Raw genomic sequence first — 13,074 nt, 5'->3', positions numbered from 1 at the left:
AAGGGAGGAGCCCATGCGCACCCAGGTTTGTATCATCGGCGGCGGCCCGTCCGGCCTGTTGCTGGCGCAACTGCTGCACCACAGCGGGATCGAGGCTGTCGTGCTGGAGCGCCGGTCGCGCGACCACGTGCTGTCGCGCATCCGGGCCGGGGTGCTCGAACAGGGCTTTTTGCGCCTGCTGGAGCAGGCGAAGGTCGCCACCCGCATGGATACGCTGGGCTATCCGCACGACGGCACCGTGCTGGCCTTTGAAAACCTCCAGGTGCGCGTCGACTTCCGCAAGCACACCGACACGCCCGTCATGGTCTACGGCCAGACCGAGGTGACGCGCGACCTCTACGACGCCCGCGGCGCCACCGGCGGGCTGACCCTGCACGGGGTCGAGGACGTGGAGATCGGCAACGCCGCGCTGGACGGCGACGCGGGCTGCACCGTCAGTTTCACCCACGACGGCCAGCGCAAGCAGATCGCCTGCGACTACATCGCCGGCTGCGACGGCTTTCGCGGCGTGTCGCGCCAGGCGATCCCGGCGGACAAGCGGCAGGAGTTCGAACGGGTCTACCCCTTTGGCTGGCTGGGCATCCTGTCGGAAACCGCCCCCGTGCACCACGAATTGATCTATGCCAATTCCGAGCGCGGCTTTGCCCTGTGTTCCATGCGCAACGACCGGCTGTCGCGCTACTACGTGCAGGCGCCGCTGACAGACCGGCCCGAAGACTGGTCCGACACGGATTTCTGGGACGAGTTGCGCCGCCGCATCCCGGCCAGTTTCGCCGAGACCATCGAAATGGGGCCGTCGATCGAAAAAAGCATCGCGCCGCTGCGCAGCTTTGTCTGCGAGCCGATGCAGTATGGCCGCCTGTTCCTGGCCGGGGACGCCGCGCACATCGTGCCGCCGACCGGCGCCAAGGGGCTGAACACCGCCGCCAGCGACGTCCACTACCTGCACCAGGCGCTGCGCGCGCGCTACCTGGAGCAATATGCGCAGGCACTGGGCCGCTACTCGGAACAGGCGCTGGCGCGGGTCTGGAAGACGCAGCGCTTCAGCTGGTGGATGACCAAGCTGCTGCACCGTTTCCCCGACACCGACCCCTACGAGCTGCGCATCCAGCGCGCCGAGATCGAACACCTGGCCCAGACCGAGGCCGCGCAGGCCACGCTGGCCATCAACTACGTCGGCCTGCCATACTGAGGCGCGCCGCCCTGCGCGCCCGGCCCGACCGGAGGACAGAATGACCGACCGTTACGACACCGGGATGAAAGTGCGCCGCCACGTTCTGGGCGACGCCCACGTCGACCGCGCCGAGGCCGCCAGGACGCCCTTTGACACGCCCTTCCAGACCATGATCACCGAAACCGCCTGGGGCACGGTCTGGGCCTCGGACGGGATCAGCGACCGCGAACGTTCGATGTTGACGCTGGCGCTGCTGGCGGCCTTGGGCAACTTCGAGGAAATCCCGATGCACATCCGCGCCACGGCGCGCACCGGGGCCAGCCGGACCGACGTGCTGGAGGCGTTTCAGCACGTGGCGATCTATGCCGGTGTGCCGCGCGCCAACCACGCGCTGAAACTGGCCAAGCAGACCTATGCCGAGATGGACGCCGAGAGCGGCGCCGCGTCCGGGGACACGTGAGGAGAGACCGAGATGCCGAAACAAGGCGAATTCTACCAGCGGGACCGGCAGCGCCACCCCCCGGCCCATGACCCCAGGTACAAGACCAGCGTCGCGCGCTCGCCGCAATATTCGCTGATCAGCCTGGAGAACACGGTTTCGGAGATCACCGGCCCGGTCTTTGGTCACAACGACATCGACGAGATGGACCGCGACCTGATCTACAACTACGCGCAGCCGGGCGAGAGCGCGATCGGTGAGCGGATCATCCTGCACGGACGGGTGCTGGACGAGAACGCCCGCCCGGTGCCCAACACGCTGGTCGAGATCTGGCAGGCCAACGCGGGTGGACGCTACCGGCACAAAAAGGACACCTACCTCGCGCCGATCGACCCCAACTTTGGCGGCTGCGGGCGGACCCTGACAGACGAGAACGGCTACTACTATTTCCGCACGATCAAGCCGGGCGCCTACCCCTGGCGCAACTACGTCAACTCCTGGCGGCCGGCGCATATCCACGTCTCGGTCTTTGGCACCAGCTTTGCCCAGCGGCTGATCTCACAGGTCTATTTCGAGGGCGATCCGCTGATCCCGAAATGCCCGATCGTGCAGACCATCCCCAGCCAGGAGGCCATCGACAGCCTGATTGCCCTGCTGGACATGAACGCGACCATCCCGCTGGACACCATCGCCTACAAGTTCGACATCGTCCTGCGCGGCCGCCGCTCGACACTGTTCGAAAACCGGCTGGAGGGGAACTGATGCATCTTCAGGAAAAGTGGGAGCCGGTTTTCCGCCCGGAAGAGGCGCAAGGAGAATGACCATGGTCCAGAAACTCGACTACCTCAAGGAAACCCCCTCGCAGACCGCCGGTCCCTACGTGCATATCGGCCTCGCCCCTGGCGCGGCGGGCTTCGACATCTACGAACGCGAGCTGGGCTGGGACATCGCCGGGCCGAACGCCGCCGGAGAGCGCATCCGCATCGAAGGCTTGGTGATCGATGGCACCGGCTCGCCGGTCAAGGACGTCATGCTGGAGGCCTGGCAGGCCAATGCGGCGGGCATCTACGCGCATCCCGAAGGCGGCGGTGCGGTCGAGGAGGGGTTTCGCGGCTGGGGCCGGGTGATCACCGATTTCGCCACCGGCGAATGGGGGTTCGACACCGTCAAGCCGGGCAAGGTGCCGGGGCGCAACCCCACCACGCAGGCGCCGCACATCACCCTGTGGATCGTCGCGCGCGGCATCAATGTCGGGCTGAACACCCGGCTCTACTTCGACGACGAAGGGGAGGCCAACGCCAGCGACCCGGTGCTGAACCTGATCGAATGGGAACGCCGCCGCGGCACCCTGATCGCGAAGCGCACCGAGAAGGACGGCAAGGTGGTTTACCGCTTCGACATCCGCCTGCAGGGCGAGGATGAAACCGTCTTCTTCGACATCTGACAGCCGAGGGGCCGGGGCGGAGAACCGCCTCCCCGGCTTCTTCTCTGGAAAAATACCCACCTCTGTCCTGACCGGCCCTTGCGCCGGCGCCATGGGAGCCCGCCATGACCAAACCCTGCATCATCTGCGTCGCGATCACCGGGTCGGTGCCGCAGAAATCCGACAACCCCGCCGTTCCGATCACCGTCGAGGAACAGGTCGAAAGCACGCAGGCCGCCTTCGAGGCCGGCGCCAGCATCGCGCATTGCCATGTGCGCAACGATGACGGATCCACCACCTCGGACCCGGACCGCTTTGCCCGCCTTGTCGAGGGGCTGAAACGGCACTGCCCGGGCATGATCATCCAGCTGTCGACCGGCGGGCGGTCGGGCGCAGGGCAGGCGCGGGGCGGGATGCTGCCGCTGCGGCCCGACATGGCCTCGCTGTCCGTGGGCTCGAACAACTTTCCGACCCGGGTCTACGAAAATCCGCCGGACCTGGTGGACTGGCTGGCCTCCGAGATGCGCACCTACGAGGTCAAGCCCGAGATCGAGGCCTTCGACTTGTCGCACATCTTCAAGGCGGCCGAGATGAACCGCGACGGGCGCATCTCGGGCAAGCTGTATGTGCAGTTCGTCATGGGGGTAAAGAACGCGATGCCCTGCGACCGCGACGTCTTTGACTACTACATCAAGACGGTGCAGCGGCTGGCGCCGGAGGCCGAGTGGTGCGCGGCCGGGATCGGGCGGCACCAGGTCGAGGTCAACGAATGGTGCATCGCCGCCGGGGGCCACACGCGGACGGGGCTGGAGGACAACGTGCGCTGGGACAAGCAGCGCCTCGCGCCGTCGAACGCGGCGCTGGTGCAGCGGGCTGTCGCCCTGTGCGAGAAATACGAGCGTCCCGTCGCCACTTGGCAACAGGCGCGCGAGATACTGGGGTTGCGGCCGGCCTGAGGCGGTCTGGTTTGGGTGGCGGCGTGGCGGGGTAACCCCGCCCTGCGCACTGGGACGGAGGGCAGGCGGTCCCGGGTCAGGCCCGGGGCGGGATCTGCCCACGGTGTGGTGTCAGGAGATGACCTCGGCGGCGAAACACGCTTTCTGCACCGCCGGAACGCTGCCCGGGGCCGTCACCTCGAAGGGCTGCTGCAACAGCGTCCGGCCTTCGAATTCCAGCTTGAACAACCAGGCGCCCTCGACCAGTTCGTAGTCATGTTCGAAGGTGAAGAGGTTCAGCGAGGGTTCGCCAAAGTTCATCGCCGCTGACCACCGCTCGGTCGTGACACCATCCGGCCCCATCGGCGGATGGATCACGATCACCGTCACCTCGGGCACCGATGCCCCCGGCGTCAAAGTCGTGCGGATGCCAAAGCTGAGGCCGATCTCGGCCGGCACCAGCAGCGAGTCCACGTCGATCGCGCGGTCCTGGTCGATCAGGTTCAGCGTGCCGGACAGCGTCTCTGGCGCGGGGCGGGTGCCTTGCAGTTCCACTTCGCAGATCACGCCGGAGGACTCGAGCACCAAGGGCGGCTCGACAAAGGCGCCGACCTCGGACGCGGCGGCCGTCGCGGCGGACAGAAGGGCGAGCAGGGGGGGAACCAGTCTTGCTAACATGTCGTCTTTTCTCCCGTCGGGGTGGATCGCCAGTCTAGCATGTATCCGAAGTGGGCGCAGGGGCAGGATATGCCGACCCCGCCGCCTCTTGAAACGAAAAAAGCCCCCCGTGAGGGAGGGCTTTTCGACGCTGCCGCGACCAGGTCAGCCGATGGCGACGGCCTTCACGTCATCGTCGATATAGGGCACGTACTGTTCGAAGTTGTCGGCGAACATGTGCACCAGCTTGGCGGCCTGCGCGTCGTAGGCGGCCTTGTCTTCCCAGGTCTTGCGCGGGTCCAGCAGCAGTTCGGGCACGCCCTCGACATGGACCGGCACCTCGAAGCCAAAGTTCGGGTCCTTGCGGAACTCGGCATTGGCCAGCTTGCCCTCCAGCGCGGCATGCAGCAGCGCGCGGGTCGCCTTGATCGGCATGCGCGAGCCGGTGCCGTAGGCGCCGCCGGTCCAGCCGGTGTTGACCAGCCAGCAGGTTGCGCCGTGCTTGGCGATCTTGTCGCGCAGCAGGTTGCCGTAGACCTCGGGGCGGCGCGGCATGAAGGGCGCGCCAAAGCAGGTGCTGAAGGTCGGCTCGGGCTCGGTCACGCCGCGCTCGGTCCCGGCCACCTTGGAGGTGAAGCCGGACAGGAAGTGGTACATCGCCTGCGCCGGGGTCAGCCGCGCGATCGGCGGCAGCACGCCGAAGGCATCGCAGGTCAGCATGATGATGTTCTTGGGGTGACCGCCCAGCGCCGACCTGGACGCGTTGGAGATGTAGTGAAGCGGGTAGGCGCAGCGCATGTTCGCGGTCAGGCTGTCGTCCTCGAAGTCGAGCTCGAAGGTCTCCGGATCGTAGACCATGTTTTCGATCACGGTGCCGAACATCTGCGTGGTGGCGTAGATTTCCGGCTCGGCCTCGGGCGACAGGTTGATGGTCTTGGCATAGCAGCCGCCTTCGAAGTTGAAGGTGCCGCGGTCCGACCAGCCGTGTTCGTCGTCGCCGATCAGCACGCGCGCGGGGTCGGCCGACAGGGTCGTCTTGCCGGTGCCCGACAGGCCAAAGAACACGGCGGTGTCGACCGGGTTGTTGGGCGCATGGTTGGCCGAACAGTGCATCGCCATGATGCCCTTGCCGGGCAGGATGTAGTTCAGCAGGGTAAAGACCGACTTCTTGTTTTCGCCGGCGTATTCGGTGTTGCCGATCAGGATCAGCTTCTTGTCGAAGTTCAGCGCGATCACCGTCTCTGTGCGGCAGCCGTGCCGGGCCGGATCGGCCTTGAAGCTGGGACAGTTGATGATGGTGTAATCGGCGGTAAAGCTGTCCAGGTCCTCGCGGTCGGGGCGGCGCAGCATGTGGCGGATGAACAGGTTGTGCCAGGCCAGTTCGGAAATCACCCGCACGTCGATGGCATTGGCCGGGTCGGCGCCGCCGACGAGGTCCTGCACGTAGTAGTCGCGGCCCTTCATGTGCTCCAGCATGTCGGCGTGCAGCAGGTCAAAGGCGCCGGCCTCCATCGGCTGGTTGTTTTCCCACCAGATGGTGTTTTCGACCGCGGGGGTGCGGACGACGAACTTGTCCTTGGGCGACCGGCCCGTGTACTTGCCCGTGGTCACGAGAAACGCGCCGCCCTTGCCCAGCGTCCCTTCGCCGCGTTTCAGAGCCGCTTCGATCAGCGCTGGCTCCATGAGGTTGTAATAGACATTGCCGAGCCCTTCGATCCCTTGATCTTCAAGCCGGAACTGCGGGTTCACCCGTCCAAATGTCATCTGCCTTGCTCCTGTCGCAGCACTGTTCGAGAATGCGAACCGGCGTCGAAATCTGCCGGTGTCTGAACTCTTAACACGTCGCTTTCCGGCATGAACAGGACGCATGTGCGCAGTTTGCGCTATCAAGAGCCGGATTAGCGATACCATGCCCAGACGTTGTGAATGCAATGGAAACAGGTGAGGCTTTTTAGCCATTCCTTTGCCAAATTCGCGTCACCTGAGGACAGGAGGGTCGCCTGATTCGCAGATTGGCGTTGCTGTAAAGCGGAAAATCGCTGATAGTCGGAAAAAAACAGGCAACCAGAGCAGTACAAGGACAGAACAATGTCAAAAATCGCCCTTGTGGACGATGACAGGAATATCCTGACATCCGTATCGATGACCCTCGAGGCGGAGGGGTTCGAGGTGGAGACCTACAACGACGGTCAGGCGGCGCTAGACGCCTTCAACAAGAAGATGCCCGACATGGCCGTCTTCGACATCAAGATGCCGCGCATGGACGGCATGGACCTGCTGCAGCGGGTGCGGCAGAAATCGAAGATGCCGGTGATCTTTCTGACCTCCAAGGACGACGAGATCGACGAGGTGCTCGGCCTGCGCATGGGCGCGGACGACTACGTCAAGAAACCCTTCTCGCAGCGCCTGCTGGTGGAGCGCATCCGCGCGCTGCTGCGCCGGCAGGAAGCGGTGGCCGGCGACGCGGTGGGCGACACCGAAGAGACCAAGCTGATGGTGCGCGGATCGCTGACCATGGACCCGCTGCGCCATGCCGTGACCTGGAAGGGGCTGGACGTGTCGCTGACCGTGACCGAGTTCCTGCTGCTGCAGGCGCTGGCGCAACGCCCCGGCTTCGTCAAGTCGCGCGATCAGCTGATGGACGTCGCCTATGACGACCAGGTCTATGTCGACGACCGGACCATCGACAGCCACATCAAGCGCCTGCGCAAGAAGATGCGCACCGTCGATACGGAGTTCTCGGCGATCGAGACGCTGTATGGCATCGGTTACCGGTACAACGAAGAGTAAGGGATGGCCCTGGCCGAACAGATCCCCGTGCAGAACGATCGCGAGGGCGCGCGCCGGGATGCCGACGTCGTGCTTGGTGACGATTGGGTCGCGCCGCAAAGCACCGTCGAGAAGGAGCTGCGCGACAGCCGTGCGCGGCGGGGTCTGTTCACGCTGAACCGCTCGCCGCTGGCGCGCAAGATCATCACCTTCAACCTCATCGCGCTCAACGTGTTGGTGGCCGGGATCCTCTGGCTGAACGCGTCGCGCGATACCCTGGCGGTGCAGCGGGTCAACGCGCTGGCCGCCGAGGTCGAGCTGATCGCCGACGTGTTCGAGGCGCAGCTGCCCACCGGTGCGCCGGTCAACCTGGGCACCGGGGACGGGATCGACGTGGACGCCACCGTCGCCGGGATCGACCTGCGCGACGGCGTCACGCTGATGGTCTTCGACAGCGCCAGCTTCCTGGTCGGCGAGACGCAGGGCAACCTCGCACCGCTCATCCCCGCGGTGGAGGAAGACCAGCCGACGCTGATCTCGGACTTCCTCAACACGGTCTGGGACGGCGTGGCGGGCCTGTTCAATCCCGCGAGCGGCCCCGAACTCGTGCTCGAGGACCAGCTGCGCCGCGCCATCGAGGCCGGCGATCCGGCCAGGACGCGGGTCGAGACCGCGGGTGGCGAGGGCCTGACGCTGTTTTTCGCCTTCAGCCCGATCCGGCAGGGTGACCGGCTGATCGGCACCATCGCGCTGGTCTCTCCGGCGGCCGAGATCGACGCCGCGGTCAAGACCGAGCGTGAACGTGTCTTGCAGATGTTCGTCATCGCCACGCTGGTCTCGATCGGCCTGTCGCTGGTGCTGGCCTCGACCATCGCCAACCCGATCTCCGACCTTGCCGACGCGGCCGAGATCGGCCGTGATCGCAACCGCCGAGCCCGCACCCCGGGCCGCGTCCGCATCCCCGACCTGACCGCGCGCCCCGACGAGATCGGCCGCCTGTCGGGCGCGTTGCGCGGCATGGTCGGCGCGCTCTACGACCGGATCGACGCGAACGAACAATTCGCCGCCGACGTCTCGCACGAGATCAAGAACCCGCTCGCCTCGCTGAGCTCGGCGGTGGGCAGCCTGCGCATGGTCAAGAAGGAAGAGCACCGGACCAAGCTGCTGGACGTGATCGAACATGACGTGCGCAGGCTGGACCGGCTGGTCAGCGACATCTCCAACGCCTCGCGGCTGGACGCGGAACTGGTCAAGGAAGAGGAGCAGGAGTTCAACCTGCTCGACATGCTGGGCAACCTGACGGAGATCCTGGGCCAGGACGCGCGCAAGAAGGGCATCGAGTTCATCACCGACCTGCCCAAGAAACCGGTTGTCATCACCGGGCTGGAGCCGCGCCTGGCGCAGGTGTTCATCAACCTGATCACCAATGCCACCAGCTTTTGCGAGGATGGCGACGCGATCCGCGTCTGGGCGCGGCGGCGTGACAATCGCGTGCTCGTGGTGGTCGAGGACACCGGCCCCGGCATCCCCGAAGAGGCGCTGCAGAAGATCTTCAAGCGCTTCTACACCTCGCGGCCGCAGCAGGATTTCGGCAACAACTCGGGCCTCGGGCTGGCGATCTCCAAGCAGATCGTCGAGGCGCACGGCGGCGTGATCTGGGCCGAGAACATCCGCCCGACCGAGGCCGACGTGACCTCGGAGCCGCTGGGCGCGCGTTTCGTGGTCGGCCTGCCGGTCTGACCCGGTCATGCAGACGGTGCTGCACGCCACGTCGGTTGCCGTGGCAGGGCGCGGCCTGCTGATCCGCGGTGCCTCTGGCAGCGGCAAGTCCGGCCTCGCGCTGGAGCTCATGGCGCGGGGCGCAACCCTCGTCGCCGATGACCGGACCATCGTCCGCCGGGTCGGGGACGGCCTGCGCCTGGACGCCCCCGAGGCGATCCGCGGCCTGATCGAGGCGCGTGGGCTTGGCCTCCTGACCGCCGAGGCCGCCGGGAATGTGCCCCTGGCCGCCGTGCTGGACCTGGATGTGGCGGAAACGCACCGCTTGCCGCCCATCCGGGCGGTCCGGCTGCTGGGAGTGGATATCCCATTGCTTCACAATTCTGCGTCGCAGTATTTTCCCGCGCAGCTTCTGCAATATCTAAAGGCCAGTCGTCGAGAGTAGTCATGGGCCAGAGGATCCCCGGAAACGCACGCATCGTCTTTGTCACCGGCCCCTCGGGCGCCGGGCGGTCCAGTGCGATCAACGTGCTGGAGGATCTGGGCTTTGAAACCATCGACAATATCCCGCTCAGCCTGATCCCGCGCCTGCTGGATGGCGACCTGCCATCGGCCCGCCCGCTGGCGCTGGGCATCGACGTGCGCAACCGCGATTTCAGCGCCGAAGGGCTGATGCAGCTCTACGAGACGCTGACCGAGCGGCTGAACGCGCCGGTCGACCTGCTGTATGTCGACTGTTCGACCGAGGTGCTGGTGCGCCGCTATTCCGAAACGCGCCGCCGCCACCCGCTGGCCCCGGACGAAACGCCGGGCGATGGCGTGGTGCGGGAAAAGGCGCTGCTGACCGACGTCCGCAACCGGGCCGACATCCTGATCGACACCTCGGAAATGACGGTGCATGACCTGCGCGCCGAGATGGAGGGCTGGTTCGGCGCAACCACCGGGCAGGGCATGGCCGTCTCGGTCCAGAGCTTTTCCTACAAGCGGGGCCTGCCCCAGGGGCTGGACATGGTGCTGGACTGCCGGTTCCTGCGCAACCCGCACTGGAAGCCGGACCTGCGCCCCTTCACCGGGCTCGATCCCGAGGTGGCGCAGTTCGTGGCCGGCGATCCGCACTACCAGGAGTTCATCGACCGGACCCTTGGGTTGTTGCTGCTGGTCCTGCCCGCCTGCATCGCCGAGGGAAAGGCGCATTTCGCGATCGGTTTCGGCTGTACCGGGGGCAAACACCGGTCGGTTGCCGTCACGGAAAACGTCGCGGCGGCCCTTGCGCCGGAAGGCTGGCGGGTGTCAATTAGGCACCGCGAACTGGAGCGGCGAGGGGCGGCGCCGACGTCCGACCGAATGGTCGGCTTGAGTGGAAAGGTGTCCGGGTGATCGGGATCGTCATTGTCGCGCACGGGGGGCTGGCCCGCGAGTATCTGGCCGCGGTCGAACATGTGGTCGGCCACCAGCCCGGCATGCAGGCCATCTCGATCGAGGCGGACGCCGACCGGGCGCAGAAACAGGCCGAGATCAGCGCCGCCGCGGATGCCGTCGACACCGGCGGCGGTGTGGTGATCGTGACCGACATGTTCGGCGGTTCGCCGTCGAACCTGTCGCTGAACGCCTGCCGCCCGGACAACCGTCGCATCCTCTACGGTGCCAACCTGCCGCTGCTGATCAAGCTCACCAAGAGCCGCCACCTGCCGGTCCCCGAGGCCGTGCGCCACGCCCTCGAAGCCGGGCGCAAGTACATCGACAGCCAGAACATTCCGCCCGAGGCCCCCTGAGCGCGCTGTCTGCCCCAAGGAATACCCCCACCCATGACCTCCACCGTCCGCCGCGCCCTGAAGATCATCAACGAAAAGGGCCTGCACGCCCGCGCTTCGGCCAAGCTGGTCGAGGTTGTCGAAGGTTTCGACGCCCGGGCCGAGGTCAGCCGCGACGGTCAGTCGGCCAGCGGCGACAGCATCATGGGGCTTTTGATGTTGGCAGCCGCCAAAGGAACCACTATTGAGGTTCAAACCTCTGGACCGGATGCCGAGGCGCTGGCCGATGCGGTCGAAGCGCTGGTCGCGGACCGTTTCGGAGAAGACAATTAGGTCCGGCGCCCGGGCCTTGGCTTGAGCGGGACAGTGACAGGCGCATGGTCGACAGCACCCAATCGACATCCCTGAGGGGGCGGAGCGTGTCCAGGAATCCCGCACCATTCGACAAGCGCAAGGTCAGCTACGCGAACACCTTTCCCAACCCGTGGAAGGCGAACACGATCCGCACGCTGGAGTGGCTGACCGGCAAGATCCCGATGCTGCGCATGGTGCGCCGGTTCGAACGGCTGGGCCCGGTCGAGGGGCAGGCGTTCTGGAGTCAGGCGCTGGGCATCATGGGCATCGACCTGCTGACCCCGCCCGAGCAGATTGCCCGGATCCCGGCCAAAGGGCCTGTGGTGATCGTCGCCAACCATCCGCATGGCCTGGTCGACGGCATGGTGCTGGCAGAATTGATCGGCCGGGTGCGCACCGATTACAAGATACTGACGCGCTCGTTGCTGACCGGGGTCAGCGAGATCGAGGAATTCATGATCCCCGTGCCCTTCCCGCACGAAGACGACGCGCGCGAGCAAGGGCTCGAAATGCGGGCGCAGGCGATGGCGCATCTGCGGGCGGGCGGAGTGATCGTGCTGTTTCCGTCCGGGGTCGTCGCCTCGTCGGACAGCTGGTGGGGGCCGGCGGTCGAGCGCAGCTGGAACCCGTTCACCGCCAAGATGATCCAGCGCTCCGGCGCGACGGTGGTGCCGGTCTTCTTTCCCGGCCAGAACAGCCGCGTCTACCAGATCGCCAACCGGGTGTCGGCAACGATCCGTCAGGGTTTGCTGATCCACGAGGTGGTGCATGCCTGCCGCCGGCCGCAGAAACCCGTCGTGGGCGTGCCGATCACCCCGCAGGAGGTCAGCGGCTTTGACGGCGGTCAGCGCGAATTCGTGGCCTGGCTGCGGGACCGGACCCTGGCGCTGCGCGAGGATTGAGCGCGGGCGGTGGGTTGAAAACCCACCCTACCCATTGGGTTGCGGTCAGCGCGTCGGCACCGGCACCTCGCCGCGGTAATCGTAGAATCCGCGCTGCGTCTTGCGGCCCAGCCAGCCGGCCTCGACGTACTTTGTCAGCAGCGGGCAGGGGCGGTATTTCGTGTCGGCCAGCCCGTCGTGCAGCACGTTCATGATCGCCAGGCAGGTGTCCAGCCCGATGAAATCGGCCAGCTCCAGCGGCCCCATCGGGTGGTTCGCGCCCAGCTTCAGCGCCATGTCGATCGACTGCACGTTGCCCACGCCTTCGTACAGCGTGTAGCAGGCTTCGTTGATCATCGGGATCAGGATACGGTTGACGATGAAGGCGGGAAAATCCTCGGCGCTGGCGGCGGTCTTGTCCAGCCGCTCGACCACCGCGAGGCAGCTGTCGTAGGTTTCGCGGTCGGTGGCGATGCCGCGGATCAGCTCGACCAGCTTCATCAGCGGCACCGGGTTCATGAAGTGGAAGCCCATGAACCTTTCCGGCCGGTCGGTGCGCGAGGCCAGCCGGGTGATCGAGATCGACGAGGTGTTCGAGGTCAGGATGGTGTGCGGCAGCAGTTCGGGCACCAGCGCGGCAAAGATCTTGTTCTTGACGGCCTCGTTCTCGGTCGCGGCCTCGATCACCAGGTCGGTCTTGCCCACGTCGGCCAGCGCCTGCGTGGTGCGGATGCGGGCCATGGCGGCGTCGCGATCCTCGGCGCTGATCTTTTCGCGGCTGACCTGGCGGTCCAGGTTCCTGCGGATCAGCTGCACGGCGTTGTCCAGCGCCTCGGCGCTGATGTCGTTGAGGCAGACCTCATAGCCCGCCAGCGCCATCACATGCGCGATGCCGTTGCCCATTTGCCCCGCGCCCACGATGCCGACCGACTTGATCTCCATGGCCCTGTCCTTTGTTGCCCGCGCCACCAT

15 protein-coding genes are annotated in these 13,074 nt (G+C 66.1%); 12 read left to right on the top strand and 3 right to left on the bottom strand.

Annotated features, from left to right (window positions below):
• The first annotated feature begins 13 nt into the window (after nt 1–13).
• From pobA to MAA8898_RS17335, 5 genes are all read left to right on the top strand, one after another.
• Nucleotides 14–1,192, top strand: coding sequence for a 4-hydroxybenzoate 3-monooxygenase (pobA, locus tag MAA8898_RS17355; protein ID WP_094022286.1), 1,179 nt, complete (start codon nt 14–16; stop codon nt 1,190–1,192).
• A 40-nt stretch (nt 1,193–1,232) separates the two neighbouring features.
• Nucleotides 1,233–1,634 carry a 4-carboxymuconolactone decarboxylase gene (pcaC, locus tag MAA8898_RS17350; RefSeq protein WP_094022285.1) on the top strand — a complete coding sequence of 134 codons (402 nt, stop codon included), beginning with the start codon at nt 1,233–1,235 and terminating at the stop codon, nt 1,632–1,634.
• Between the two features lie 12 nt (nt 1,635–1,646).
• Nucleotides 1,647–2,375, top strand: a complete 729-nt coding sequence (gene pcaH, locus MAA8898_RS17345) for a protocatechuate 3,4-dioxygenase subunit beta (RefSeq protein ID WP_094022284.1) — start codon at nt 1,647–1,649, stop codon at nt 2,373–2,375.
• 61 nt (nt 2,376–2,436) lie between these two features.
• The gene (gene pcaG / locus MAA8898_RS17340; protein ID WP_094022283.1) at nt 2,437–3,057 is read left to right on the top strand and encodes a protocatechuate 3,4-dioxygenase subunit alpha; all 621 of its coding nucleotides are present in this window, start codon (nt 2,437–2,439) and stop codon (nt 3,055–3,057) included.
• 104 nt (nt 3,058–3,161) lie between these two features.
• Nucleotides 3,162–3,992 (top strand): 3-oxoadipate:acetyl-CoA acetyltransferase, encoded by an 831-nt coding sequence (locus MAA8898_RS17335; RefSeq protein WP_094022282.1) that lies wholly within the window; start codon nt 3,162–3,164, stop codon nt 3,990–3,992.
• Nucleotides 3,993–4,103: 111 nt separating this feature from the next.
• On the opposite strand, the gene MAA8898_RS17330 is transcribed toward MAA8898_RS17335, so the two are convergent.
• Nucleotides 4,104–4,649, bottom strand: coding sequence for a DUF3859 domain-containing protein (locus MAA8898_RS17330; RefSeq protein ID WP_094022281.1), 546 nt, complete (start codon nt 4,647–4,649; stop codon nt 4,104–4,106).
• A gap of 144 nt (nt 4,650–4,793) precedes the next feature.
• Complete coding sequence (locus tag MAA8898_RS17325; RefSeq protein ID WP_094022280.1) at nt 4,794–6,392, bottom strand: phosphoenolpyruvate carboxykinase; 1,599 nt, start codon at nt 6,390–6,392, stop codon at nt 4,794–4,796.
• A gap of 324 nt (nt 6,393–6,716) precedes the next feature.
• Between MAA8898_RS17325 and MAA8898_RS17320 the strand changes: the two genes are divergently transcribed.
• Genes MAA8898_RS17320 through MAA8898_RS17290 form a run of 7 tightly spaced genes read left to right on the top strand, consistent with a single transcriptional unit; the run spans nt 6,717 to nt 12,123 of the window.
• Complete coding sequence (locus tag MAA8898_RS17320) at nt 6,717–7,418, top strand: response regulator transcription factor (protein WP_094022279.1); 702 nt, start codon at nt 6,717–6,719, stop codon at nt 7,416–7,418.
• Nucleotides 7,419–7,421: 3 nt separating this feature from the next.
• Entirely contained in the window at nt 7,422–9,137 is a 1,716-nt protein-coding gene (locus MAA8898_RS17315; RefSeq protein WP_094022278.1) for a sensor histidine kinase, read from the top strand.
• A 7-nt stretch (nt 9,138–9,144) separates the two neighbouring features.
• Nucleotides 9,145–9,561 carry an HPr kinase/phosphorylase gene (locus tag MAA8898_RS17310; RefSeq protein WP_094022277.1) on the top strand — a complete coding sequence of 139 codons (417 nt, stop codon included), beginning with the start codon at nt 9,145–9,147 and terminating at the stop codon, nt 9,559–9,561.
• 2 nt (nt 9,562–9,563) lie between these two features.
• Complete coding sequence (rapZ, locus tag MAA8898_RS17305; protein WP_094022276.1) at nt 9,564–10,493, top strand: RNase adapter RapZ; 930 nt, start codon at nt 9,564–9,566, stop codon at nt 10,491–10,493.
• Nucleotides 10,490–10,888, top strand: a complete 399-nt coding sequence (locus MAA8898_RS17300; protein WP_094022275.1) for a PTS sugar transporter subunit IIA — start codon at nt 10,490–10,492, stop codon at nt 10,886–10,888. Before rapZ ends, MAA8898_RS17300 begins: the two co-directional genes overlap by 4 nt.
• Before the next feature lie 33 nt (nt 10,889–10,921).
• Nucleotides 10,922–11,200: an HPr family phosphocarrier protein gene (locus MAA8898_RS17295; protein WP_094022274.1), complete on the top strand. Its 279-nt coding sequence runs from the start codon at nt 10,922–10,924 to the stop codon at nt 11,198–11,200.
• Between the two features lie 44 nt (nt 11,201–11,244).
• Nucleotides 11,245–12,123, top strand: a complete 879-nt coding sequence (locus tag MAA8898_RS17290) for a lysophospholipid acyltransferase family protein (RefSeq protein WP_094022273.1) — start codon at nt 11,245–11,247, stop codon at nt 12,121–12,123.
• 45 nt (nt 12,124–12,168) lie between these two features.
• On the opposite strand, the gene MAA8898_RS17285 is transcribed toward MAA8898_RS17290, so the two are convergent.
• Nucleotides 12,169–13,044 carry a 3-hydroxybutyryl-CoA dehydrogenase gene (locus MAA8898_RS17285; protein WP_094022272.1) on the bottom strand — a complete coding sequence of 292 codons (876 nt, stop codon included), beginning with the start codon at nt 13,042–13,044 and terminating at the stop codon, nt 12,169–12,171.
• Between the last annotated feature and the right edge of the window lie 30 nt (nt 13,045–13,074).

The organism is Antarctobacter aquimaris, from assembly GCF_900184945.1.
GTDB lineage: Bacteria > Pseudomonadota > Alphaproteobacteria > Rhodobacterales > Rhodobacteraceae > Maliponia > Maliponia aquimaris.
This window is presented reverse-complemented; position numbering and strand designations above follow the sequence as displayed.